24 protein-coding genes are annotated in these 25677 nt (G+C 56.1%); 2 read left to right on the top strand and 22 right to left on the bottom strand.

Translation table 11 applies throughout. From position 1 onward, the window contains the following. Nucleotides 1-69: 69 nt before the first annotated feature. The 13 genes from flhe to APU02_RS23460 all read right to left on the bottom strand — a co-directional run bounded on the left by flhe (nucleotide 70) and on the right by APU02_RS23460 (nucleotide 13891). Nucleotides 70-462 (bottom strand): flagellar protein FlhE, encoded by a 393-nt coding sequence (gene flhe, locus APU02_RS23400; protein WP_042283891.1) that lies wholly within the window; start codon nucleotides 460-462, stop codon nucleotides 70-72. Next, nucleotides 462-2540, bottom strand: a complete 2079-nt coding sequence (gene flhA / locus APU02_RS23405) for a flagellar biosynthesis protein FlhA (RefSeq protein WP_060571382.1) — start codon at nucleotides 2538-2540, stop codon at nucleotides 462-464. Before flhA ends, flhe begins: the two co-directional genes overlap by 1 nt. Continuing rightward, nucleotides 2533-3681, bottom strand: coding sequence for a flagellar biosynthesis protein FlhB (gene flhB / locus APU02_RS23410; protein ID WP_060571383.1), 1149 nt, complete (start codon nucleotides 3679-3681; stop codon nucleotides 2533-2535). The genes flhA and flhB overlap by 8 nt, the downstream gene beginning before the upstream one ends. A 179-nt stretch (nucleotides 3682-3860) precedes the next feature. Continuing rightward, nucleotides 3861-4505, bottom strand: coding sequence for a protein phosphatase CheZ (gene cheZ / locus APU02_RS23415; protein ID WP_042283898.1), 645 nt, complete (start codon nucleotides 4503-4505; stop codon nucleotides 3861-3863). Between the two features lie 10 nt (nucleotides 4506-4515). Further along, the gene (gene cheY, locus APU02_RS23420) at nucleotides 4516-4905 is read right to left on the bottom strand and encodes a chemotaxis response regulator CheY (protein ID WP_042283900.1); all 390 of its coding nucleotides are present in this window, start codon (nucleotides 4903-4905) and stop codon (nucleotides 4516-4518) included. Nucleotides 4906-4922: 17 nt separating this feature from the next. Beyond that, nucleotides 4923-5972: a protein-glutamate methylesterase/protein glutamine deamidase gene (gene cheB, locus APU02_RS23425; protein ID WP_042283903.1), complete on the bottom strand. Its 1050-nt coding sequence runs from the start codon at nucleotides 5970-5972 to the stop codon at nucleotides 4923-4925. Further along, nucleotides 5969-6835 carry a protein-glutamate O-methyltransferase CheR gene (cheR, locus tag APU02_RS23430; protein ID WP_060571384.1) on the bottom strand — a complete coding sequence of 289 codons (867 nt, stop codon included), beginning with the start codon at nucleotides 6833-6835 and terminating at the stop codon, nucleotides 5969-5971. Before cheR ends, cheB begins: the two co-directional genes overlap by 4 nt. 87 nt (nucleotides 6836-6922) lie before the next feature. Next, on the bottom strand, nucleotides 6923-8584 hold the full coding sequence (gene tar / locus APU02_RS23435) for a methyl-accepting chemotaxis protein II (RefSeq protein WP_042283908.1): 1662 nt from the start codon (nucleotides 8582-8584) through the stop codon (nucleotides 6923-6925). An 81-nt stretch (nucleotides 8585-8665) separates the two neighbouring features. Further along, complete coding sequence (locus tag APU02_RS23440) at nucleotides 8666-9628, bottom strand: spore coat U domain-containing protein (protein ID WP_042284739.1); 963 nt, start codon at nucleotides 9626-9628, stop codon at nucleotides 8666-8668. Continuing rightward, complete coding sequence (locus APU02_RS23445) at nucleotides 9628-12018, bottom strand: fimbria/pilus outer membrane usher protein (RefSeq protein WP_060571385.1); 2391 nt, start codon at nucleotides 12016-12018, stop codon at nucleotides 9628-9630. Before APU02_RS23445 ends, APU02_RS23440 begins: the two co-directional genes overlap by 1 nt. Next, complete coding sequence (locus tag APU02_RS23450; protein ID WP_060571386.1) at nucleotides 11994-12749, bottom strand: molecular chaperone; 756 nt, start codon at nucleotides 12747-12749, stop codon at nucleotides 11994-11996. Before APU02_RS23450 ends, APU02_RS23445 begins: the two co-directional genes overlap by 25 nt. A 16-nt stretch (nucleotides 12750-12765) precedes the next feature. Further along, nucleotides 12766-13233 carry a spore coat U domain-containing protein gene (locus APU02_RS23455; protein WP_239692886.1) on the bottom strand — a complete coding sequence of 156 codons (468 nt, stop codon included), beginning with the start codon at nucleotides 13231-13233 and terminating at the stop codon, nucleotides 12766-12768. 88 nt (nucleotides 13234-13321) lie between these two features. Continuing rightward, nucleotides 13322-13891, bottom strand: coding sequence for a spore coat protein U domain-containing protein (locus APU02_RS23460; protein WP_042283919.1), 570 nt, complete (start codon nucleotides 13889-13891; stop codon nucleotides 13322-13324). A 423-nt stretch (nucleotides 13892-14314) separates the two neighbouring features. On the opposite strand from APU02_RS23460, the gene APU02_RS23465 reads away from it, so the two are divergent. Then, complete coding sequence (locus tag APU02_RS23465) at nucleotides 14315-15583, top strand: dicarboxylate/amino acid:cation symporter (RefSeq protein WP_060571388.1); 1269 nt, start codon at nucleotides 14315-14317, stop codon at nucleotides 15581-15583. 68 nt (nucleotides 15584-15651) lie between these two features. Here APU02_RS23465 and cheW read toward each other — a convergent pair whose 3' ends face one another. The 6 genes from cheW to flhD form a co-directional block, all read right to left on the bottom strand. Beyond that, on the bottom strand, nucleotides 15652-16155 hold the full coding sequence (gene cheW, locus APU02_RS23470; protein ID WP_042283923.1) for a chemotaxis protein CheW: 504 nt from the start codon (nucleotides 16153-16155) through the stop codon (nucleotides 15652-15654). Nucleotides 16156-16175: 20 nt separating this feature from the next. Next, nucleotides 16176-18191 carry a chemotaxis protein CheA gene (gene cheA, locus APU02_RS23475; protein WP_060571389.1) on the bottom strand — a complete coding sequence of 672 codons (2016 nt, stop codon included), beginning with the start codon at nucleotides 18189-18191 and terminating at the stop codon, nucleotides 16176-16178. Between the two features lie 4 nt (nucleotides 18192-18195). After that, a complete protein-coding gene (gene motB, locus APU02_RS23480; protein ID WP_042283929.1) occupies nucleotides 18196-19125 on the bottom strand; it encodes a flagellar motor protein MotB in 930 nt (309 codons plus the stop codon). Then, nucleotides 19122-20009, bottom strand: coding sequence for a flagellar motor stator protein MotA (motA, locus tag APU02_RS23485; protein WP_042283932.1), 888 nt, complete (start codon nucleotides 20007-20009; stop codon nucleotides 19122-19124). The genes motB and motA overlap by 4 nt, the downstream gene beginning before the upstream one ends. A 127-nt stretch (nucleotides 20010-20136) precedes the next feature. Then, the gene (gene flhC / locus APU02_RS23490) at nucleotides 20137-20715 is read right to left on the bottom strand and encodes a flagellar transcriptional regulator FlhC (RefSeq protein WP_042283935.1); all 579 of its coding nucleotides are present in this window, start codon (nucleotides 20713-20715) and stop codon (nucleotides 20137-20139) included. Nucleotides 20716-20717: 2 nt separating this feature from the next. Continuing rightward, a complete protein-coding gene (flhD, locus tag APU02_RS23495) occupies nucleotides 20718-21068 on the bottom strand; it encodes a flagellar transcriptional regulator FlhD (protein ID WP_042283937.1) in 351 nt (116 codons plus the stop codon). Nucleotides 21069-21861: 793 nt separating this feature from the next. Here flhD and uspC point away from each other — a divergent pair. Continuing rightward, nucleotides 21862-22290, top strand: a complete 429-nt coding sequence (gene uspC, locus APU02_RS23500; protein WP_042283941.1) for a universal stress protein UspC — start codon at nucleotides 21862-21864, stop codon at nucleotides 22288-22290. A gap of 17 nt (nucleotides 22291-22307) precedes the next feature. Here uspC and otsA read toward each other — a convergent pair whose 3' ends face one another. From otsA to araH, 3 genes are all read right to left on the bottom strand, one after another. Further along, on the bottom strand, nucleotides 22308-23729 hold the full coding sequence (gene otsA / locus APU02_RS23505; protein WP_042283945.1) for an alpha,alpha-trehalose-phosphate synthase: 1422 nt from the start codon (nucleotides 23727-23729) through the stop codon (nucleotides 22308-22310). Then, nucleotides 23704-24507, bottom strand: coding sequence for a trehalose-phosphatase (gene otsB, locus APU02_RS23510; RefSeq protein ID WP_042284742.1), 804 nt, complete (start codon nucleotides 24505-24507; stop codon nucleotides 23704-23706). The genes otsA and otsB overlap by 26 nt, the downstream gene beginning before the upstream one ends. A 165-nt stretch (nucleotides 24508-24672) precedes the next feature. Continuing rightward, entirely contained in the window at nucleotides 24673-25665 is a 993-nt protein-coding gene (gene araH / locus APU02_RS23515) for an arabinose ABC transporter permease AraH (protein ID WP_042283948.1), read from the bottom strand. Nucleotides 25666-25677 lie beyond the last annotated feature (12 nt).

Here is a 25677-nt window from a genome sequence, read left to right on the forward strand (position 1 = left end):
ATCAAAAGAGGGGGCCAAAAATGCGAATCAGGCAGCAAATTACGTTGCCGCCTGATGAGGAAATAACCGTTAGCGGTAGTTCACAATTACCTGATTGCGCTGTACTTTTAGGGCGGGAATCAGACGGCCGCCACCGGGTACTTCCCAGATAAAACGCAGCGGCTCCACGGCGGGCACGTTGCTAAAAGCGGTGGTTGTCCCACTTTGTCCATCAAGCTCGACGCAGCGCGACTGGGAGCATAAGCGCACCCGCAAACCAGCGGGCGTCGGGCCATTCAGTTCATAACGCCAGGCCACCAGGGTCATCAGCCCGGACACTGGCTGACCAGCGGAAAGCGGCGCCGAGGAGGCGGATTCACCGCGATGGTTTAAGGTAATGCCGATGCTGCTGGCCTGCCATGCGCCTTCCCCGGCGGCCTGCGCCGCCAGCGGGAACAGCAACAGCCAAAGAAGTCTGCGCATTATTTACCTCCAATGGTTGCGGTCATGCGAATGTTACGATTGTCGGAAAGCTCCATGTTCGACAGGACAACCAGCTGCGGCAGACTGCGACGCAGAAAGCGCGACAGCAATGGGCGCAGCGCATGGTTGACCAACAGCACTGGCGGCGCGCCAAGCATCTCCTGACGAGACAGCGCCTCTTGCGTTTGCGCCAGCAGGCGATCGGCCAGCCCAGGCTCCAGACCGCCGCCGCCCTGCAACGCCTGCAACAACAAGCGTTCGAGCGCCGTATCCAGGCCAATAACGCTGACTTCATCGCTACCGGGGAACCACTGCTGTGTAATTGCGCGCCCCAGCGCCACGCGCACCACGGCGGTAAGTTCATGGGGATCATTTTGCAGCGGCGCATGTTCCGCCAGCGTTTCAAGAATGGTGCGCATATCGCGGATCGGCACTTTTTCATCCAGCAGATTCTGCAGCACTTTACGCAGCGTGGTCAGGGTGACCACGCCGGGGACCAAATCTTCGGTCAGTTTCGGCATCTCCTGGGAGACGCGATCCAACAACTGCTGCGCTTCCTGACGGCCAAACAGTTCGGCGGCATATTTGCCGATCAAATGGTTGAGGTGCGTCGCCACAACGGTACTGGCTTCCACCACCGTAAAGCCCTGGATCTGCGCCTGTTCTTTCAGCGCGCTTTCGATCCAGATTGCATCCAGGCCAAACGCCGGATCCACGGTTTGCTCGCCTGGCAGCGTACCCGCCGCCGTTCCCGGGTTGATTGCCAGCCAGCGCCCCGGATACGCGTCGCCGCTGCCAATCTCCACCCCTTTCATCAGAATACGATAGTGCGCCGGTTGCAGATCCATATTGTCGCGAATGTGCACCACTGGCGGCAGGAAGCCCATGTCCTGCGCGAATTTCTTGCGGATACTGCGGATACGCCCGAGCAACTCGCCATCCTGCTGGAAATCGACCATCGGAATCAGGCGGTAGCCCACCTCCATACCGAGCGAATCTTCAAGCTGGACGTCGTTCCACGTCGCTTCCACCACCGAATTGTTTTCCGGCATTTTTACGGGCTGCGGCTCGCTGGGCGCCTTTTGTTCCCGGCCACGGATCCACCAGGCCAGCCCCAACAGCGCCGCCGTAAACAACAGGAAAACGAGGTTTGGCATGCCCGGCACCAGCCCGAGCAGGCCCAGAACCCCTGCGCTGAGCAGCATGACGCTGGGGTTGCTGAAAAGCTGCCCCACCATCTGCTCGCCCACGTCCTGATCGGTACTGACGCGGGTGACGATCACGCCTGCGGCGGTCGAAATGACCAGCGCCGGGATCTGCGCCACCAGGCCGTCACCGATAGTCAGCAACGTATAACTTTCCGCCGCATCGCCCATGCTCATGCCATGCTGCAACACACCGACCAGCAGACCGCCGACCACGTTGATCACCATGATCAAAATACCGGCGATAGCATCGCCGCGAACGAATTTACTCGCCCCGTCCATAGAACCGTAGAAGTCCGCTTCCTGGGTCACTTCGGCGCGACGTTTTTTCGCTTCATCTTCGCCAATCAGTCCGGCGTTGAGGTCGGCGTCAATCGCCATCTGCTTACCCGGCATGCCGTCGAGCACAAAGCGCGCGCCAACCTCAGCGATACGCCCGGCGCCCTTGGTAATCACCATAAAATTGATGATGACCAGAATGACGAACACCACGATCCCAATGGCGAAATTGCCCCCCACCAGGAAATGCCCGAACGCTTCGACCACCTTCCCTGCCGCCGCCGCGCCGGTGTGTCCTTCCATCAGAATGATACGGGTGGACGCCACGTTCAGCGCCAGACGCAGTAAGGTAGTGAACAGCAGGATGGTCGGGAAGGCGGCGAACTCCAGCGTACGCTGGGTAAACATCGCCACCAGTAACACCATGATCGACAGCGCAATGTTAAAGGTAAACAGTAGGTCGAGGATAAACGCGGGTAGCGGCAGTACCATCATCGACAGAATTAACAGGATGAGGATCGGCCCGGCAAGGATCTGCCATTGCGTGGTTTTCATGTTGTTGGGCAGGCGCAACATCGCGACCAGATTAGCCATCGGTAGTCTTCTCGTTCATAAAATCCAGTGACTCAGGCACCGGAAGATTTGCAGGTTGTGGTGGACGTTCCCCGCCAGCAAGACGCCAGCGTTTAAGCTGCCAGACCCAGGCCAGCACTTCCGCCACGGCGGCGTACAGTTGACCGGGTATTTGCTGACCAATTTCAGCATGGCGATAGAGAGCGCGCGCCAGCGGCGGCGCTTCAAGCGTGGGGATTTTGTTTTCCGCGCCAATCTCGCGAATGCGCAGCGCCACCAGTCCCGCCCCTTTGGCGACCACTTTCGGCGCGCTCATTTTGTTTTCGTCATACTGCAACGCCACCGAATAATGGGTGGGGTTGGTGACAATGACATCCGCTTTGGGTACGTCGCTCATCATGCGCTGGCGCGCCGCCGCTCGCTGCATCTGACGGATACGCCCTTTCACGTGCGGGTCGCCTTCGTTCTGTTTGAATTCATCGCGGATGTCCTGACGCGACATGCGCAGCTTTTTCAGGTGACTGAAGATCTGAAAGATCACGTCAAAGGCGACCATCGGGATCACACCGAGCACCACCAGCAATGCGCAGAGTCCGACGAGATCCAGCGCGTTACCCATCGCCGTAATCGGCGATTCCGCCATCAGGCGCATCATCTCCGGCCACTTATGCCACAAATAAAGCGCTGTCACGCCGCCCACCAGCGACGATTTCAGTATCGCCTTCAGCAACTCCGCGCCGGTCTGCGCGGAGAACATACGCTTAATGCCCGGCAGCGGGTTAAGTTTGGAAAATTTCGGCTGTAGCGATTTGCCGCTGAACACCAGCCCGCCGAGTAGCACCGGCGAGATCAGCGCCACCAGCACCACGCCGGTGATAAGCGGCAGCAGCGCGATCATCGCTTCTTTTATTAACAGGATGATTTGCCCGAGGATCAGATTGGGGTCGTTGACCATGCTGTGATCAAATCGCAGCCCCGCCGACAGCATTCCCGACAGGCGCCTTGCCAACGACGCGCCGCCAATCCAGAGAATGCAGACCCCCACTAACAAAATCAGCAGAGAAGTCAGCTCCCGGGATCGGGGGATTTGCCCTTCCTCCCGCGCTTTTTCCAGTCGGTGGGGTGTGGGGGCTTCTGTTTTGTCGTCGTTATCTTCAGACACGCATCAGATCCTGGATGGGCTTATGAGCGAGAATGATGCCAGAAGCGCCCGCCGCCAATGGGCAGAGTAAACGGCAAAAAAGGTCGGGTTTATGCCGTTAAGGAGGATAAGCGGATAGCAATGCAGTCGCAGCTAATCTGTCATTCAGCCCGATGGCGTGACGCCATCGGGCGACCTGGTTAAAAACCGAGGCTGTCCAGCAGGTCGTCTACTTGATCCTGGCTGGCGACCACGCCCGCCCGGGTCGTATCCACCTGCGGACCGTTGAGCAGACTGTCGTTTTCACGCTTCGGTCGCGCGCCCTGCTCCGGAATATTCTCCAGCAGCACCATCAACAGTTGACGTTCAATTTCCTGGATGACATCCATCATGCGCTTGATCACCTGACCGGTCAGATCCTGGAAATCTTGCGCCATCATAATGTCGAGCAACTGCGCATTAGTGAAGCTGGTGTGTTCCGGCACATCGCTCAGGTATTTGCGCGTGTCGGTCACCAGTTCCCGGGCGTCTGCCAGCTCGATCGGGTTTTCAAACCACGCGTCCCAGCGCTTGCTTAACGCTTTCGCCCCTTTCTCCATTTCGTCCTGGTGCGGCTGTGAAGCTTCGACGCTGTTCAGCGCGCGCTCGGCGGCCTGGGCGGTCATCTGCACCACATAGTCCAGACGGTCGCGGGCGTCCGGAATGGCTTCTGCCGCTTCGGCGATGGCCTGGTCCAGACCCAGCTCCCGCAGGCTGTCGCGCAGCATACGGGTCAGGCTGCCAATGCGCGCAATAATATCCCCGGCAGAGTGTTCATCTACGGGTTTCATGGTTGGTTGCATCATTGTCCGCCCCTTACATGCCCAGTTTCTCAAAGATTTTGTTGAGTTTCTCTTCCAATGTCGCGGCGGTAAACGGCTTCACCACGTAGCCGCTGGCACCGGCCTGCGCCGCGGCGATAATGTTCTCTTTCTTCGCTTCCGCCGTCACCATCAGTACCGGCAATGAAGACATGCCGCCGTCTGCGCGAATGGTTTTCAACAGTTCCAGACCGTCCATATTCGGCATGTTCCAGTCAGAGATGACAAAACCAAAGCCGCCCATCTGCAGTTTATTCAATGCGTCCACGCCGTCTTCAGCCTCTTCGACGTTGTTAAATCCCAGTTCCTTAAGCAGGTTACGCACGATGCGACGCATGGTGGAAAAGTCATCCACAACCAGAAACTTAAGCTCTTTGTCCGCCATAAAAAATTACTCCTGAGTCAAATACGTATTGCCTGTCCGGCACTGATTTTCGCCAGCATCTGCTGGCTTACCTGGCTGAGATCGACCACTTCGCTCACGCCACCCATATTGATGGCCTCGCGCGGCATGCCGAACACCACACAACTTGCTTCATTCTGCGCAATCGTCCAGGCGCCCGCCTGGTGCATCGCCAGCATTCCGGCGGCGCCGTCGTTGCCCATCCCCGTCAGGATCACCCCCACGGCGTTGCGCCCCGCGTGTTTCGCCACCGAATGAAACAGCACATCCACAGACGGCCGGTGCCGGTTAACCGGCGGCCCGTCATGAATTTTGATTTGATAGTTTGCCCCGCTGCGCGCCAGCTCCATGTGCTTATCGCCGGGCGCGATGTAGGCATGTCCTGGCAGCACGCGCTCGCCGTCCTCCGCTTCTTTCACGCTGATCTGACACAGTTTGTTCAGACGCTCGGCAAACGAACGGGTAAAACCTGGCGGCATATGCTGCGTAATAATCACTGCCGGGCAGGAAAGCGGCAGCGGCTGCAACACGTGACGAATCGCTTCGGTGCCGCCCGTCGACGCGCCAATGGCGATCAGCTTTTCTGAACTGAGCAACGGCCCGGCTTTCAGGGTCGCTGGCGCGGCCAGTGGCTTATGCGCGCCCAGCCGCGCGCGCGACGCGGTGCGCACTTTTTCGGCAATCATCTCGCTGTAGGCCAGCATCCCTTCGCGGATCCCTAACTGGGGCTTGGTGACAAAATCAATGGCCCCCAGCTCCAGCGCGCGCAACGTCACTTCGGAGCCTTTCCCCGTCAGCGATGACACCATCACCACCGGCATCGGACGCAAGCGCATCAATTTTTCAAGAAAATCGAGGCCGTCCATCCGCGGCATTTCGACGTCCAGCGTCAAAACGTCCGGGTTGTATTTTTTGATTAAATCACGGGCAACGAGCGGATCGGGTGCGGTTGCCACCATCTCCATATCGCTATGGCTGTTGATAATTTCAGTCATGATTTGGCGCATTAGCGCGGAATCATCAACCGATAACACCCTGATTTTACTCATGCTTTATCCTTACTCAGCGCATACACCGTCTGTCCGCGCAGGCTAAAGTCGCGCACGAGGTTGCTAAAGTTCTCTGAATGCCCGGCGAACAGCAGGCCGTCAGGCTTAAGGAGGGGAACAAAACGGCGCAGAATGTCCTGCTGCGTCGTTTTATCGAAATAGATCATCACATTGCGGCAGAAAATCGCATCAAACGGCCCCGGCACGTTGTACTGTTTGTCAAGCAGGTTTATCCCGGCGAACTCCACGTGACTTGCCAGCTCCTGGCGCACGCGCACCAACCCTTCATGGGGGCCGGTGCCGCGCATGAAGTAGCGCTGCAGCTGCTGTGGCGACAGGGTTTTTAACTCATCAAGCCGATAGATGCCGCTGCGGGCTTTTTCCAGCACTTCGGTGTCGATATCACTGGCAAAGACCCGCCAGCGCCCTGGCGCTGTGCCTAACGTATCGGCCAGCGTAATGGCAATACTGTAAGGTTCTTCACCGGTTGACGCCGCCGCGCTCCACACCCGGTATTCGCCATTGCGACGGCGGGCGTGCTCAGCCAGCACCGGAAAGTGATGACCTTCGCGAAAAAAGGCGGTCAGGTTGGTGGTCAACGAGTTGATAAAAGCCTGCCATTCCGCGCTGTTTTGATTCGCTTCCAGCATGCTGAGATAGCGACCAAAATCATCCAGCCCCAGCGTACGCAGACGGCGAACCAGGCGGTTATAAACCATATCCCGCTTATGGTCCGCCAGCACGATCCCCGCGCGCTGATAGATTAACTGACATATCCGACGAAAGTGCGCGTCGGACAGCGCGAGGCGCTGTGTCATCTGTAACAATAATGACGTTTGCCCGTTGGGCAGAGATGATGTCATAGCGCCTTCTCAATCACATTCAGGATACAACGGGCGCCGCCTGCTGCGGCGCCGATTCTTGGTGTGTTACAACGTGTTTATTTGCCGTCAAAATGTTTCCCAGTGGGTGTCGGGTTCAGCGCCGGGTGATGCCTTCTGCGGCTCGCGAGGCGACGGCGCAGAGGCGCGTTCTTCTGTTTTTTGCGTGGTATAAGGGCGAGCGGCGAGACGAAACGCCGACACCGCTCTGGTTAAGCGACTGGCCTGGTCTTCCAGCGCGGCGGCGGCAGCGGCGGACTCCTGCACCAGTGCGGCGTTTTGCTGCGTCACACGATCCATTTCCGACACCGCCAGCGCCACCTGATCGATACCGCGGCTTTGCTCGTCGGACGCCGAGGCGATTTCCCCCATGATGTCAGTCACCCGGGTCACCGCGTTAACAATGTCATTCATCGTGTCACCCGCGCTTTCAACGAGCACCGAGCCGGTATCCACGCGCGCCACTGAATCTTCGATCAGCGCTTTGATTTCTTTTGCCGCCTGCGCGCTGCGGCTGGCGAGATTACGCACCTCTCCGGCAACCACGGCAAAACCACGGCCTTGTTCACCGGCGCGCGCCGCTTCAACCGCCGCGTTCAGCGCCAGGATATTGGTCTGGAACGCAATGCCGTCGATCACGCTAATGATGTCGGCGATTTTCTTCGAACTGTCAGCAATGTCGTGCATCGTTTTAACGACGTTATCCACCACTTTTCCGCCGTGCTGCGCCGTTTCCGAGGCGCTCTGCGCCAGTTGCGACGCCTGGCGGGCGTTGTCGGCGTTCTGTTTCACGGTGGCGGTCAGTTGTTCCATGCTGGCGGCGGTCTCTTCCAGCGCCGAAGCCTGCTGTTCGGTTCGCGAAGAGAGGTCGGTATTACCAGTGGCAATCTCGCTGGTGCCGGCATAGATGGCGTCGGACCCTTCCCGCACCTGCGTGACGGTTTCAACCAGCGAACGCTGCATGTGATCGACGCTGTCGGCCAGTTCGCCAATCTCATTGCGTCCGGCCACGGTCAGGGTAGTGGTTAAATTGCCGCTGGCGATATCACGGATATGCGCAATGACGCGCCCCAGCGGGTTCAACAAGGTGTGACGGATGCCGTACCACACCACCACCAGAATCAGCGCCAGCACGACCGCGAGAATGGCAAGCTGCCACTGGGCGAACTGATAATCGCGGGCGCTTTCGTCAAAGGCCTGGCGGTAAAGTTTTTCGCTGACGCTGGCATACTTGCCCAGCGCTTCGCCGAGCGCGTTTTGCATTCCCTGAGTCGGCTGGGCAAAGTAGGCGTCCATGTTGCCGCTTTCCAGAAACTGCACCAGTTCGGTTAACGCCGCAAAGTAGGCCTGGTACTTCGCCTCCACCTCAAGACTGGCTTCTTCCATGTCAGGCAGCGGACTGATCGCTTTAAATGCCTTATAGTGCACCGCGGCCTGCGCGAGGGTATTTTTCGCATTCTTCAGCAATTCGGTTTTGGCGCTGCTTTGCTGGTTCGCCGCATCCATCATCATGCGGGCGGAAGAGCGGCTAAGGTTAATACGCGTTTGCAGCATCAGATCCCATGTTGAGGTCAGTTCGCTTTGCTGCTGGCGCAGATCGTTTGAGATAACAAAACTGGTCTGGTTCTGCTGTAAAGATGAAAACAGCAGCCCCCCGGATACAAGCTGTAGCAGTGCGAAAACCCCAAGCACCATCATCAGCATTGTGACAACGCGGATACGGTTAAACATAAGGCACCTTCCTTAAAACGAGTTATCAACGTTATCGGCAACCCGGTTGAGAACTTTACGTTTGCGAAAGGGAAAAACAGATCAGAAGGCGATATCCACAACCACCGTGTCGGTGTAGGTCCCGGCGGGCGGTGTGGTCTGCGTGGTTAACACTCTGGCGGTATAGTTGTAGGTGCGCAGCAGGCCGTCGCTGCTAAGAGAAGACGACGCGCTGCTGGCCCAGCGATCGCCGCCGACGCTTCCCCAGCGGCTGGTGGTGCCTGCCTTATAAATTTCATAGCTCAGACGGTTATTACCGCTTGCCATGTTGCGTACATTGCCGTTGGCATAGCTGCCATTATTGATGCCTACCGTGTAGGCGCTGCCTTTGGTACAGGTGATCGCCACCGCCTGCGAGACGGCGGGAAAATTGTTCACCAGCGGCGCGCTGCCAAAGTTCACGTTCGGCGCAGTAAGGGTAATACAGTCATTAGTGACGGTCAGGTTTACCTGCAGATTAGCCGCCACCGTGCCGGTTTGCGCGGTAACGCATAATCCAAGCGCCCCCACCTGGCAGACATTAAAATAGACGCTGAAGTTAAGCGTCACCTGATACGGCCCGGCGCTAACGTTCTGGCCCGTAAGGGTGCGGAAGTAAAGCGGCAGGGTAAAGCGTGAAGAGCCTAACAGCGCCAGCAATGAACTGCCGCTCCAGGTGTAGCTGCCGCCAATCGGGATCTCACTGTTGCTGGCGCAACCGGACTGCGCGCACATGCGTACCGGAATGGCATCCGTCACCGCTGCGTTATCGCTTCGCCTGAGAGCCGCTCTGTTGCTGACCGAAAGCGTCGCGCCAGTATAGGTCAGAGTGATGGTATCGTTGTTCAACAATCCCAACACCACGTCGCACTGGACCACGAGATTAGCGCTGGTGGCCTGCTCGCTGCTGTTCACGGTAAAAGATGACACGCTGCCAAACGCGCCGCTGGTGGTGGTGACGGCACAGGCGGCCCAGGCCCCCGGCGTAACCAGCAGAAACAGGATCCCCCACAACGCCCGTCCCATCATGGCGCCCCCTTACGGCAGACCAGCGGCCCGTAGGTTTGCAGCTTATGCCCGGGATTAGGCGCAAGAGTGAATATGGCCGTGCAATGCTCTCCGGCCGGGGTTATCGCCCGGAGTCGGTTCACCTCGGCAAGATTTTCCAGCCAGACGATACCCTCATATCCCACCACCGCAGGCGCACTGTTGTCGCGCAGCACCTGGCTTGCCAGCGGCAGCGGCTGCCCCTCTGCGTCGTGCAAAATCACGCTGGCCACCCGCTCCTGTTCCATTGGGAAATCGACCAGATAACCGCTCTGACGACGTAGCGCGACTTTGCGCTCGGTCTCCTTCAGGCGGGTATCCGCGGGCAGGTTGAGGGTATTAATGCTGTAGCTCGCAGGATAATAAGCGGATACGCCGCTTATCAGCAAAAAGCCTTTCTCATTGGTTTTGCCGACCGGTTGGTTCTCATAGTTCACCGGCACTTCAGGCTGACCGTCAGTACTGACCACCACAAATGCATCGTTGATTTTATTGGCGGCGAACAGCTGATTTTCCATCAACACCAGCGATCCCATCGCCTCTCCCCACCAGGTCATGGCGTTGCTTTCGCCGTATGCGCCCCCCTGTAATTCAACGTTATTATTGCGCCAGCCCAGCGTCGCCTGCTGGTAGTTTCGCGCCAGGGTCTGTCGCGCCCACGCCAGATTCCAGCTGAACCCGCCGTCCGTCGGCTTCGAGTGGTTATAGTTGATACGCTGCGTCTGCCCGGCATCCGGCGTTTTCTCGGCGCTCAGCGCCACGCTGTCGCGATCGCCCAGTGGAATTTGCACCGACATTGCCAGCGTCCAGTCACCCTGCTGGTTGTCACGACTGGCAGCCAGATAGATACTGCTGCTTCCCCATAAATTGCGGCTCCAGGAGAGATTGAGCAGCTCCGTTTTTTGCGCGTCGACGCTGCGGATGCCAATCCACGCCGCGCCAATATTGCCGAAGGTTCCCATATTAACGGTTAACGAATACTGATCGCTGCGCTGACTTAAAGAGGCCAGCGGGCGGTTGTCGTCATCCACCAGCGCGGTCTGGTCATATAACGCCAGGTTGCCGAAACCGCGCTCGCGGCGGGAATGTTGCGTGGCGACGCTAAAGGCTGCGGTACTGTACTGATACCCCCAGTTAAGCTGATTACCGTGGTGACCACGCATTCTGCTTTCCGTCCATGCGCCGTTCACAACGCCAAAGCGGCCCACTTTCACCAGTGCGCCCACCCCGCCCAGCGCCAGTTCTTCGGCGCCTTCGCCATGACCTTCAAGCGTCAGAGCGTCATTGACGCCATAGCGATAGCTCGCGCTGCCCACCGCCGGGCCGTAATCAAAATTATCAATACCATAATTGCGCCGCAGGCTGCCGAGCGTAACGGCACCATCGCTGACGCCCGATTTCAACAAATTGCTGGCGACATAAAACGGTAAGGTGGTACTGACCTGTCTGCCAAGCGCGTCACGGGTGACCAGCACCGCGTCTCCCGCACCGTTTATATAAGGAAGGTTCGTCAGCGTAAACGGCCCGGGCTGCAGCTCCGTCGACCCCGCGCGATAACCGTTGATGAACAGATCCACAGCGGTCGGCACCGCGGCTTCACCGGAGAATGCCGGCAGCGGCCAGGTCACCAGATCCGGACGCAGCGAGAAGTCGCGTCCCCAGGAGATCCCGCCGACGCGGACGCTGTTGCTCCAGCTCAGGGCGTCAGTAATCACATCCCCAACCTGCCACTGGGTCGCATTTTCCTCATGAGTTGCGGTAAAAACCGTATCGTAACGCACATAGCCATCCTGCCAGTCATCGTCCCCCGCCAGATTTTGTCGCACGTACCCGGTGGAAGAGAGCGAACCCGCATCGTTAAAAAAGCGCAGCTCATGCCAGACGGAGGCCTGGCTGTCGCCATCCTGGGTACTGCTGGCGTAAACGTCGTAATTCAGCAACGCCCCGCTGCCGTTTCTCGCCACAGACGTCGGGGATTCACCGCCAAACGGCGTGCTGCGTACCGGTAACCATTCGCGCGGCACGCTGAGCAGCAGTCGCTGACCGCTGCTGTCGTAATCCACTTTCACCTGCGTCATCCGGGAGAGATTCACCTCCCCCGCCGCCAGCTGTTCGGCAGGCAGGCCAGCCTGTTGCAGATCGGCGCTGGCGACAAAGAAGTCGCCGCCGCGCCGGGTTACCGCCACCACCTTTTGCGTCTCGTAATGGTTAACAACCAGTGCCAGATGAAAAACCGCCTGCCGATCGAGCGCGCGCGCATCCGGTGGCGGCGGCAATACATCATCGCCGCTCCCGGCGCGGCAAAGCCCGCTGGTGGTCAGTATGGCCGTCACAAACACGCCGCTCAGTTGGCGGGACCAGACAACCATTTGCCGTCCTGCGCGTTGATTGCCGCGGTTAATCGGTCCGGACGGGTTGCGCCAGTGGGTAACGGCCAGCGGCGGAAACTCCCCGGCAACACATACCCGAGCAGCCCCTCGGCCATCGTGTGTTGAGACCCGCCCTGTTGCAGTGACACTTTGCTCAGCCGGACATGCACGTCACTGTCATTGCGCACTTCCAGCTGTGGTTGCCCTTCGCTACGCACCACCCGCCAGTGCAGTTGCGAAGGCTTCACCTGCGCGTGATGTTCCCCTTGCGCCCAGGTCTGCACCCCCTGTCCGTAAACAAACAGCGGTAGCGAATAGCGCATCTGCACCTTCAGTCCCATCTGGGGTGTACTGACGGGGTCCGGCTGGGGGATCTCGTCCACGATGATCCGGTAAGCCTGCTCCACACCGGCAGGAACGGTCGTCTGTTTAATCAGTCGAATGAGCTGCTTACTGCCTTTTTCGATACGGACAATCGGCGGGCTGGCGACCACCTCCTGCTGCGCTTTATAGCGTTCATATCCATTTTCCTGCTGCCAGCGCACAATGCGTACCTGCATCGTCGTGGGCGTGTCGCCCTGATTCTGGATCCACAGTTCGGTGGCATTATTCTCCGCCGCCAGCCAGGGATCGATGGGCCACAGCAGTATTGTGGCGGCGCTGTTGGCCCCGGGTGAGACCAGTGCTGCCGTGAGTACCGACAACAGTCCGAACGATGTTCGCACCTTCATTTCACTTCTCCCTTCGCTACCATGACAAGGTCACCGTAAGCTGATCTGAATAATTACCTGCCGGGCTAAAACCCGTTAAAAACGCGACGCCAAACAGCGGTAGCGTAATATTGTTACTGTTGGTATAGGTGACAGAGATCGGCTGGTTGATGCCAATCTCACTGTTCGCCGCCAGCGAGGCGGTACGGTACAAACGGTACCCCACGCGCTGCGTCCCGCCGTCACGCTGCATATTACGCACCGTACCGTAATAGCGTCCGCCATCCACCGTCATGCTCAGCGCCACGCCTGGCGTACAGGCCAGCGCCAGAGCGGCGTTTGGCACAAACTGGGCGTTCACCTGACGGTTCTCCACGCCGCTGTAGCTGCCAAAGTTCAGATTCCCCATCGCCGCTCCGCTCCCCGTGGTAACCGAACAGCCCGGCACGATGGTGGCATTCACCTGAAAGGATTGCGTGGTAATGGCATAGGCCGGGAAAGCCATCAGCGCGAGAACCGTCAAAAAAAGACGTCGCTTTCCCCCGCCTCCCCACAGGAAGCGCCTGAACCGTGTTCTCATTTAAAGTGACGTATCAGTAAATAACGCTGACGTTGATGGTGTCCGTGTACGTACCGGGAACCACGGTCACGCTGTTACCGCCGCCCTGGATCCGACCGAAGATCGTATAGTTATCGACCCCGGCTGTAGTAGAGACTTTAGGAATAGGAGTATTGTTAGCGATCACGTTATTGAAGCCGCTGTCGCTGTAGAGGCTGTACGCCACGCCCTGAGTGGTATTCGCGGCGTTCACCAGATAACGGGCTGGCGTTCCCGGCGTACCGACCACCGAGCCCGGCGCGGAAGAATTGGTATTACCGGTAATCTGTACGGTGTAGTCGGTGGTGGTGCACTGGATACCAAAACTGTTGCCCCCTGCGGCGCCGGTGAGCTGGGTGGTCAGTTCAGAAAAGGTGGCGGGATGCGTCCCGAAATTCAACGTACCAAAGTTGATACCGTTCTGACTGGGCGAGCCGTTTATCAGGCAGCCATTGGTTAACGTCAGTGACACCCCGACCGTGCCGCTGCTGGTTACCGCCATCGTCGAAGGCAAGGGAACAAGAAAAATGCCAGCTATACCCAGGAACCGAGAAAATGTGTTCATGACTCCACCTCCGAAATACCGTCACGTTGACGAAAGCCAGCACCGACGTAGCGAGAAAGTTCGCACACGTTCAGAAAACAAACCGATAATCAGAAATTTAGTTTACGGCGCGGAAAACAACCACTGGCGTTACGCTTGTTCATACAGAGGGGTGATTGACGTAAAAACAGCATATAGATCAGTCCATTAACTTTCATTACATCTCATTTACCCTGCTCCGTCGAAGGATATATTCATTCTTATGCGATCCAGATCACGAAAACGCCCTTCGAAGAACACAACAAAATGCGTAATTAATAAAAAATAGTTGTAAGCCGGGCGGGAATACGCCAATTTAGGTAGTAAATAAATCTTCACCAATAAATTCACAAAACAAATATATCGCTGATAACAAATTGTTAAATTCAGCCCGAGGGATTTTCAGTGACAAATGCAAATAAACTCACGATATTCATCGTGATGTTCATGCTGGCAGGCATTGTGTCAGGCGCGGTTATTCACTCCTGGACATCCGAAAGCGTGATTACCGCCTGGGCAGAGAACATCACCCTTCTTACCGATATCTTTTTGCGCCTGATAAAAATGGTCATTGCGCCGTTAGTCTTCAGTACGCTGACCGTTGGCATTATGCGTCTGGGCGAGACCGCCACCATCGGGCGCGTGGGCGGTAAGGCGATGATCTGGTTTATCAGCTCCTCGATACTGTCGATTCTGGTAGGGCTGTTTATTGTTACCCTTGAACAGCCCGGCAGCGGCCTGAACCTGACCATTCCAAAAGACGCGGTGGAAACCGGTCTGGCGGTTGGCGGTATGAGCCTGAAAGGCTTTCTGTCACATACGATCCCCACCAGCATTGCCGAAGCGATGGCGAATAATGAAATTTTGCAGATCGTGGTGTTCTCAATGTTCTTTGGTATCGGCGGCGCGTCGCTGGGCGAGAAATTCAACGCCCCACTGGTTGCCGCGCTGGATGTGGTTTCGCATATTATGCTGAAGGTGACGGGCTACGTGATGTATGTGGCTCCACTGGCGATATTTGCCGCGATTTCTTCGGTGATCGCCACCGAAGGAGTGGGGATTTTACTCAACTACGCCTCGTTTATCGGCGGCTATTACGTCGCCATTCTGATGACCTGCCTGGTGCTGTTGGCCGCAGGTTATCTGGTGCTGAAAAAAGAGGTGTTCCGGCTGGTCAGTCTGCTGAAGGAACCTGTGCTGGTCGCCTTTACCACCAGCAGTTCTGAAGCCGCTTACCCGAAAACCCTGGAGTTGCTGACCAAATTCGGCTGCTCGCGCAATATTGTTTCTTTCGTTTTGCCGATCGGGTATTCCTTTAATCTGGTCGGTTCGATGGTGTACTGCTCGTTTGCGTCGATGTTTATCGCCCAGGCGTACAATATTCACCTGTCGTTGGCTGAGATCAGCGTGCTGATGCTGACCCTGATGCTGGCCTCAAAAGGGATTGCCGGCGTTCCGCGTTCGGCGCTGGTAGTGCTGGCGGCAACCATTCCGAGCTTCAATATCCCGGTGGCGGGCATTTTGTTGCTGATGGGTATCGACCATTTCCTCGACATGGGGCGTTCCGCCATCAATGTGTTAGGTAACGGCATTGCCACCGCGATGCTGGCGCAGGATGAAGGATTACTGACGGAAAGCGAAAAAGAAGTGGCAGAGCAGGAAGTTAACGCATAACGGTTTATGCTGACGGATACCGTTGATACGCAGGCCCGGAAGCGGCATCGCCGCCGGGCCTGCGCCTCTTACGCCATATGCGAGGCGGCAATATCCAGCAGCGCCATTTCGTCACTGTTCAGCAGTTTTTCAATATTCACCAGAATCAGCATACGTTCGCCCAGCGCGCCCAGTCCCGTCAGGTATTCCGTTGACAAGGTGACGGCAAACTCCGGCGCAGGACGAATCTGTTCCGCGGTCAGCGACAGCACGTCGGAAACGCCATCAACGACAATGCCGACCACGCGCTGCCCCAGGTTAAGCACGATCACGACCGTGTTATCGTTGTACTCAACGTCCCCCTCGCAGAACTTCACACGCAGATCGACGATTGGCACGATCACACCGCGCAGGTTGGTCACTCCTTTGATAAACGCAGGGGTGTTGGCTATCCGGGTAACCTGATCATAGCCGCGGATTTCCTGCACTTTCAGAATATCAATACCGTATTCTTCGTCTCCCAGCGTAAACACCAGGAACTCCTGACCTGACGGCTCGCCGGCCAGTTTGGTTACATTAGTCATACCGGTCATATTTTTCCTTTCTCACTCAATCAGGCGGCGGTGATCGCCATACGTTGTTCGCGATTTAAACTCTGCAGGGCAGAGACATCCACAATCAGCGCGACGCTACCATCGCCGAGGATCGTCGCGGCGGAAATCCCCGGCACTTTGCGATAGTTGCTTTCCAGGTTCTTTACCACCACCTGGTGCTGACCAATCAGTTGATCAACCAGCAGCGCGTAACGGCGACCGCCGCTTTGCAGGATCACCACAATGCCCTGGGTGGCCTCCGTTTTCGCCCCTTCAACGTCGAAGACTTTCCACAGTTCCACCAGCGGCAGGTATTCTCCACGCACTTCCAGCACGCGCTCGCCACCGGCCAGCGGATGCAGATCGTCCTCGCGCGGTTGCAGCGATTCCATTACCGCATTCAGCGGCAAAATAAAGACTTCATCAGCGACGCGAACGGACATGCCGTCGAGAATCGCCAGCGTCAGCGGCAGCAAAATACGGATGGTGGTACCGGCGCCCTGTTTCGACTGGATCTCCACATGGCCGCCCATCTCCTGGATGTTACGTTTCACCACATCCATGCCCACGCCGCGACCGGAAACGTCAGTCACCTGTTCGGCGGTAGAGAAGCCAGGGGCAAAAATCAGCATACCGACTTCTTCATCGGTCATGTTTTCGTTTACCGCCATCCCCTGGGCGATCGCTTTTGCGAGGATCCGCTCGCGGTTTAACCCCGCGCCGTCGTCGGTCACTTCAATGCAAATGTTGCCGCCCTGATGTTCTGCGGACAGGATCAGATTTCCGACCGCATTTTTACCAGCCTCAAGGCGTTTTTCCGGCAGCTCAATGCCGTGGTCGAGACTATTGCGCACCAGATGCGTCAGCGGATCGATAATGCGTTCAATCAGACTCTTATCGAGTTCGGTGGAGCTGCCCACCAGCGTCAGTTCCACTTGTTTGCCGAGCTTGCCCGCCAGATCCCGCACCAGACGCGGGAAGCGGCTGAAAACGTATTCCATCGGCATCATGCGAATCGACATCACCGACTCCTGCAAATCGCGAGCGTTACGTTGTAACTGCCCCATGCTGGTGATGAGATCGCCATGATTAACCGGGTCAAGTTCGTTCGAACGTTGGGCCAGCATCGACTGAGTGATCACCAGTTCACCCACCAGGTTGATGAGCTGATCGACCTTCTCCACTGCCACGCGAATGCTGGTCGATTCGCTGGCGCGCGCGGGCTTTTCGCGCTCCGCACGTCCGGCATGCGCGTCGGCAGCGGGCGATTTAACTGCCGGGACCGCAGCGACAGGCTGCGCAACGGCGGCGGGCGGTTCAGGCGCGACCGCAGGGCTGTTCGGCGCGACGACTTTTTCGAAGGATATCTGATCGGCTTCGATCACAAAGCACAGCACTGCCACCACATCCTCTTCGGCGACATCGCCGTCCAGGGTAGCGGCAAGCGAATCGGCGCCTTTCACCACGTCGGTTAAGGTGCTCAAATTGCCCAGTTCTTCCTCCAGCAGATCAATCTCACTGGCTTTCAGGCGGGACAGATTAATGCGCAATTTTTCTTCTACTGTCGGCGCGCCGCCCTCATCAGGCGTTGTGTCCACGACGCTCAGCCGGGCGTTTGCCACCACCGCAGGCGCGGTTTCGCCCTTCGCTTCCAGCGCCAGCTGGCGCAATGCATTGCAGATATATTCGAAGCTAGCGGCATCCGGCTCCTGGGAGCTTTTATAGGCGTCGAGCTGTTCCTGCATAATATCTTTCGTTTCCAAAAACAGGTTGATAATGTCGGTGTTGAGCTGCATTTCACCACGGCGCGCTTCATCCAGCAGGTTCTCCATCAGATGGGTCGTTTCCTGCAAAATGGTGAAGCCGAATGTTCCGGCGCCGCCTTTAATGGAATGCGCGGCGCGGAAAATGGCATTCAACTGCTCGGCGTCCGGCGCGTCGGGCGCAAGGTCGAGCAGGTGTTGCTCCATGTCAGCCAACAACTCGTCAGCTTCATCAAAAAAGGTCTGATAAAAATCGCTAATATCCATGCTCACGCTATCACCTCGGATTGGCTGGTGGCGATGTGGGAACGCTTACCTGCGGTGCCGCCGCAGGCTGTTGTAATACACTTACCGGCTCGTTCTGGCTTTCAGCGTTTTCATGCAAAATTGACTGTTCAGCCTGTTTATTCAGTACCAGCAGGCTGATCCGGCGGTTAATGGCGTCATCGGGGCCGCGATCGCTCAGGCGCATCGTGGCGGCCATCCCCACCACCCGTAACACTTTTCCATCATCCAGACCGCCCTGCACCAGTTCACGCCGCGACGCATTCGCGCGGTCGGCGGACAATTCCCAGTTGCTGTAGCCTTTCTCCCCGTTGGCATAGGGAAAATCATCCGTATGCCCGGACAGGCTGATTCGGTTTGGAATCCCGTTCAGCACGGGCGCGATCGCCCGCAGAATGTCGCGCATATACGGCTCGACCTCGGCACTGCCGGTTTTAAACATCGGGCGATTCTGACTGTCGATAATCTGAATACGCAGCCCTTCCTGCACCAGATCGATCTTCAGATGCGGACGCAACGCCCGCAGTTTCGGGTCGGATTCAATCAGCTGATCGAGGTCGCCACGCAGTTTGCTCAACCGGTTTTGCTCCATCCGCTTCCGTAATGCCTCGATGTCAGGCTGTTTATTCACTTCTCCCTGTTGTTGGGTGAAGTCATCACCACCGCCGGGAATCGGGCTCTGGCTGTTGGCGATCCGGTTGCCGCCGGTGATCGCCGTCGCCAGCGGCGTACGGAAATATTCGGCAATTTGAATCAGTTCTTTAGGGCTGGAGATGGAAATGAGCCACATCACCAGAAAAAAGGCCATCATGGCTGTCATAAAATCAGCGTAGGCAATCTTCCACGAACCGTGAGCGCCGCCGCCGTGCCCTTTATGTTTGCGTCGTTTGACGACGACGATAGGATGGGACTGATTCTTCATGCGTCCTCAGTCGTCGTCTGCTGATTAGGGTTTCTGACCGCCCGCACGTGCTCTTCCAGTTCAATGAATGACGGGCGCTCGCTGGAATAGAGGGTTTTGCGGCCAAATTCGACGGCGATCGGTGGGGCATAGCCATTCAGATTTGAAAGCAGCGTAATCTTGACGCACTGCATCATCTTGGTGGTCTCGGCGCTTTTCTGACGCAGCACGCTGGCCAGCGGCGAGATGAAACCATAGGCAAGTAAAATACCGAGAAAGGTGCCGACCATCGCGTGGGCGATCAGCGCCCCCAGTTCGGCAGCGGGCCTGTCGGCGGAAGCCAGCGCGTGAACCACCCCCATCACCGCGGCGACGATACCAAACGCCGGTAGCGAATCGCCCATCAGCGCCAGGCTGTTCGCCGGAACTTCCGCTTCGCTTTCGTGGGTTTCGATCTCCTCGTCCATCAGCGCTTCAATTTCGAAAGTATTCATATTGCCGCTAATAATCAGACGCAGGTAATCGACAATAAAATCCAGCATGACCGCATCGGCAAGAATGCGCGGATAGCTGGTAAAAATTTCACTCTCTTTCGGGTTCTCAATGTCACGCTCAAGGGAGAACATCCCCTGCTGGCGTGACTTAGCCATCAGGCGGTAGAGCAGCGCCAGCAGATCCATGTACATCGCTTTGGTGTATTTGGATCGGCGAAACAGCAGCGGCAACGCCTTCAGCGTTCCCTTAATCGCTTTACCGTTGTTGCCGACGATAAACGCCCCGACCCCCGCGCCGCCGATGATCACAAATTCAGCCGGTTGATAGAGTGCCCCAAGGTGCCCGCCGGTCATCATATAACCGCCGAAAACTGTACCGATAACAACCAGGTAACCTAATAAGATAAGCACGACATCATCCTTCCGCTGTTGACTATGACAGGATGCGCAGTCGGGGGGCGTTAACGCGTTGGCGAGGCAAAAAAAAGCAGCGGTAATCGCTTACCGCTGCTGGAGTGTCTTGTCCACACCGTATCGGTTAAACAGCCTGTTCGACCTGTTCATCCAGCAGTTGTGGAATAATATCGGCAGCATCCTGGGAAAGTTTACGTCTTTTTACCGCGCGGGAAGGCGGCTGGCACAAACTACAGGCAAAACTCCCGGCAGGCTGATGCGCATGGGTAATAAAATTCCCGCCGCAACAGCTACAGCTCGACAGTTGCAGCAATCCGCTTTCGACGAAACGCACCAGCGTCCAGGCGCGGGTCAGCGCCAACAGCGGACCGTCTTCCCCTTGCGGACACTGTTCGAGGTACAACCGGTAGGCCTTGATCACCGCATCCACACCGCTGCACAGACCGGTTTTGAGTAAAAACTGCCAGGCATTACAGAACATGGACGCATGAATATTTTGCTCCCAGGTCATAAACCAGTCAGTAGAAAACGGCAGCATGCCTTTAGGCGGGGGGCTACCGCGGAGTTCTTTGTACAATTTGATGAGGCGGCCGCGACTTAACTGCGTCTCGCTTTCCAGCATTTGCAAACGGGCGCCCAGAGTGATCAATTCCATCGCTAACTGGATATCGCGAGCTTCCTGAACAATGCTTTTTTCACTCATCGTCAGGCCCTTTTTTTCCGTGCGGTTTCATCAGCCTGTTCGACATCACTCAACAGACGCGTGGACAACATGATACCGGTATGAATTTGCTGGAGATCGTCTACCCGTGAGTCCTGAGTCAGCCGGGTGATGGTCTGATGATTGTCGAAGCGGAAGTGACATACCAGTTGGTTTGTTTCCGCCAGTTTGACCATCTGTGGCAAGGTCAGGGCACCCAGCGAGGTCGCCATCTCTTCCGTGATCCCGAGACGAAACATGGCGGACGCTTTGTCCTGAACGATCAGACGCTGTGCAAGGAGTAAATATGACAAATTGATGTCATAAATGTGTTTCAGCAACTCGGATGTATGCATTATTCCCATCCAGAATAACCAACTTTATTTTTTATGCGGCGTAACCGCACCCCGTGATGTCGCCGGGAAATCCCGGTAAATAAAAGCAAATAGGTCAAATACATAGCAGATCTCAGACAGAAATATGCACACTGCGAACGTCATGACAACCTTGTCAGGCGCTTACAGACGAACATGATTTCTTACAAATGCCTAAGATTTTTCCTAAATCGACGCAACTGTACTCGTCACTCCCAAGACATACAACAAAGCCACGCTGCGAATTTGGAAAATATGTGATGTACATCACATAAATTAACTTATTCGATAACATAAATCCATCAGTTGAGCTTTTATTTTGATGAATAATTAGCCAGCAAAACCCCTTTTTGTTTCCAGGGTCATTAAAAAAAGAGCCGGATACAGAGAAAAATATTACGACACAGAAGTTAAAATAACGGTGAGAAAATACTCGTTTTCCATTAATTTCACCATGAAGGGTTGAATATTTTTATCGTTTATAAACAATGATTTAATTGTTTTCTAATTTTTATCAATGCGTGCTATTTATGCCTATAAAGAAATTAATAACTTTCGTAAATTTGTTAAGAGGAAAAATTGATGCGCGCGAAATTTGATTTAAGTCATCCCATTTCGGACATAATTTTGGTTATTCCTTCAGAATATTTATAAGAAAACTTAATGAATAATTATGATTGCCTTCACATTATTGTCATCGTAAAGCATTGCAGTTGTCCTCATTTCGGAGTAATGCTGAAGAACCCTCTCATATTCTTGCAATAAGGAGCGAGTTATGAGTTACCGTCACATCCTGGTTGCCGTCGCGGTCACCCCGGAAAGCCAGCAGCTTCTGGCAAAAGCGGTTTCGATTGCCCAACCCGTCAATGCGCGTATCAGCCTTATCACCCTTGCCTCCGATCCGGAACTGTATAATCAGTTCGCTGCGCCGATGCTGGAAGATTTACGCGCCGTGATGCATGAAGAAACCCATGATTTTCTGGAAAAATTAGGAAAAGATGCCGGTTACCCGATCGCCCAAACTTTTATCACGTACGGCGAACTGAGCGAGCATATTCTGGACGTGTGCCGCAAACACGACGTCGATCTGGTGGTTTGCGGCAATCATAATCAAAGTTTCTTTTCGCGAGCGTCCTGCTCGGCGAAAAGCGTTGTCAGTTCAAGCCTGGTGGACGTCCTGCTCGTCCCGCTGGATGGCGAATAACCGCATCTCAGCCGCCATCAGGCCAGTTTCGGGAAGGTCGCCACTTTGTTCTGCTGCAGGCTGTCAGCACTGCGCGGCGCGATCTGCTTTAAATCGCAGATAAAGCGCTCCTGCCAGTGGTTAATGTCATTTTTAACAATCACCTCCAGCATTTCCGCGTGGCGGGATATGCGCTCCGCCAGCGGCATCGTTAACGCGCGATCCAGCGCCGCGGCCACTTCGTCACGATCGTAAGGATTGACGATCAGCGCAGACGTCAACTCGTTCGCCGCGCCGGCAAATTGTGAAAGCACCAGCACGCCGGGGTTCGCCGGGTCCTGCGCGGCCACGAACTCTTTCGCCACCAGGTTCATACCGTCACGCAGCGGCGTCACCAGCCCTACGTCAGAGTAGCGAAACACTTTCATCAACAGCTTGCGATCAAAATGCTGATTCAGGTAGAACAGCGGCGTCCAGCCCAGTTGACCATATTTACCGTTGATGCGTCCGGCTTCGGTCTCAAGCTGATGACGGATGTCCTGATAGGCCTGAACATCGCCACGGGAGGTGGGGGCTATCTGGGTATAGCGAATTTTGCCGTGGTGCTGCGGGTATTTCTCCAGCAGCGCTTCATAAGCCTGAAAACGCTCCGGCAACCCTTTCGAGTAGTCGAGGCGCTCGACGGAAAAAATATTCTTCAGATTTTTGAGTTCAGCCTTAAGCTGCGCCAGTTTCGGCGGCAGCGGACCCGAGGCCTGCTGAGCGATCTCATCTGGCTCGATGCCGATAGGATACACCTCGGTACGGAAGCTTTTGCCCCACGCGATGTGGCTTCGGCTTTCACGGGTCGCGACTCTCGTCAGGCTGGACAAGCTGTCCAGGAACGCCAGACGGTCATTTTCCGTCTGGAATCCCAACAGATCGAAGTCGCACAGTTGTTCCAGTAGCTCTTCTGAACACGGCAGCGCGTTAAAGATTTCTGGCGTCGGGAACGGAATATGCAGGAAGAAGCCGATACGATTATTTACCCCACGCTTACGCAGCTCGCTGGCGAACGGCAGCAGGTGATAATCGTGGATCCAGATGATGTCATCCTCTTTTAGCAGCGGCAGCAGCTTGTCCGCTAACAGCGCATTGACCCGCTGATAACCTTCCCACGCCGAACGCTGGAAATTCACCAGATCCAGACGGTAGTGAAAGGCCGGCCATAACACGGCATTAGAAAACTGGTTGTAATACTCTTCGTGATCCTGCTCGCTCAGATTAAACGACGCCCAGGTAATGTTGCCCCGGGTCACCTTTTTTAACGGCTGATCCTCGTTCCCCAGTTCGCCACTCCAACCGAACCATAATCCTCCTGCGGCTTTCAGCGCGCCCAGCACGCCGACGGCCAGTCCGCCTGCGCTGGTTTTATTGTCCGGGGGAGCAATTCGATTAGATACTACGACTAAACGACTCATAGCCATCTCTCCTGTCATTCGTGTTTTTTTCTTGTTGTTGTGAAGTGTGAATAGTTTCGATCCAACGCCATACGTCGGGAACGCTTGCGAGACGCCATTTCGCCAGGGTTTCTCCCTCACCCACTTTGATTGACATACCCCCCGCGTTGTTCACCACGGCAAATCCTGTTTCATCGGTCAGGTCATCTCCCAAAAATACCGGGATTCGCCCGGCAAACGGCGCTTCCTGCATAAACGCAGAGATCGCCTCTCCTTTGTTAGTCCCCTTCGGTTTTATCTCTACAACGCATTTACCCTGCTGTATGGCCAGTTGCGGCCAGGTCTGGGTAATGCGGCTCGCTATCGCCTGAAGGGTCGCCTCATGCTCTGGTGCCTGACGATAGTGCAGCGCAAAGGCCATGCCTTTGGTCTCGAGTTCAGTGCCTGGCAGATTCGCCAGCGCGGTATGCAGTTGCAGGCTCACCTCACGCTCTATGGCTTGCGGAAGATGAACGATATGCGTCCGGCCATGAATGTCGCGCCGCTCGGCGCCGTGGACACCCGCCAGCGGAAAACGCCAGGGTTTCGCCAGCGCATCAAGTTCCGCCATGGAACGCCCTGAAACCAGTGCCAGTGCTCCAGCGCTGTTCTCGGCAAGACGGTGAAGCATCTGAAGAATCGTTGGTGGCACAACGACCTGGTCAGGATGCGGTTTGATCTCCGCCAGGGTGCCATCAAGATCAAAAAAGTAAGCGTAGAGAGCGGATTGTTCAGGGATTGCGGTTAACGGTTCTGCCACCCGGTTCTCCTCCTTATCATTATTTCCGGCAACGCGCGGATCGCGCCCCATAGTCATGTAAGTATAGACAGTGTGACCCTGCTCGCCATTTAGAAAGACAGTTGCCAGCCGGGGTAGCGGCTGGCAAAAGGGAGGAACTAGACTAAAAAGTTGAGGATTTTTTTATCAAACACTGCGCTTCGCTTTTTGCTTGTAACGGTCGAAGATCACTGCTGCCAGCAGGATTAAGCCGCGTACCACGTACTGGGCGAAAGGCGAAATATTCAGCAGGTTCATGGCGTTCTCAACGGTGCCTAAAATAAGGACTCCGGCGACCACATATGAGATTTTTCCGATGCCGCCTTTGAGGGAAACGCCGCCTAACACGCAGGCGGAAATGACGATCAGCTCGTAACCGATAGAGGTCATTGGCTGTCCGCTGGTCATGCGCGACGCGAGGATAATCCCGGCCGCCGCAGACACCAGCCCCGACAGCACGAAGATGATGATTTTGGTCCGAACGACCGGTACCCCTGCCAGACGCGCCGCCTCTTCATTTCCCCCAATCGCCAGCGTATTGCGTCCAAAGGTGGTTTTATTCAGCAGTAAACCAAAAATGATCAGGCAGGCGACCGTCAGCCAGATGGGGGCCGGTAGGCCGAACCAGTTGGCGTAGCCGAGGGTGAAAAAGCGTTCATCCTCAATCCCTACGGCTTTACCGTCAGAGATGATATAGGCCAGCCCGCGGACAATCTGCATCGTCGCCAGCGTGGTAATCAGCGCGTTAATCTTCAGCCTGGCGATTACAAAGCCATTAACCAGCCCGCACAGCACGCCGAGCAGCAACCCCGCGCCGACGCCAATCCACAGGCTTTCGCTCATGTTGATCACCACTGCCGTGGTTACCCCGGCACAGGCGATCACCGAGGCGACAGAGAGGTCAAAATCCCCTGACGCCAGGCAGAATAACATGCCGCATGCCACCATCCCCGACATAGAGATAGCCAGCCCCAGCCCTTTCATGTTGATGAAGGTGGCAAAGTTAGGCACAAAAATCGCGCAGGCGAGGAACAGAACGGCGAAGACCACCAGCATGCCATACTGATCCCAGATGCGACCCAAACTAAACGACGACGGCGACTTCGGCGCGCCAGAACCAGACGTTGTTACGGAAGACATCTTTCTCTCCTT

The organism is Citrobacter sp. 50677481, from assembly GCF_001463265.1.
Classification (GTDB): Bacteria; Pseudomonadota; Gammaproteobacteria; order Enterobacterales; family Enterobacteriaceae; genus Citrobacter_A; species Citrobacter_A sedlakii.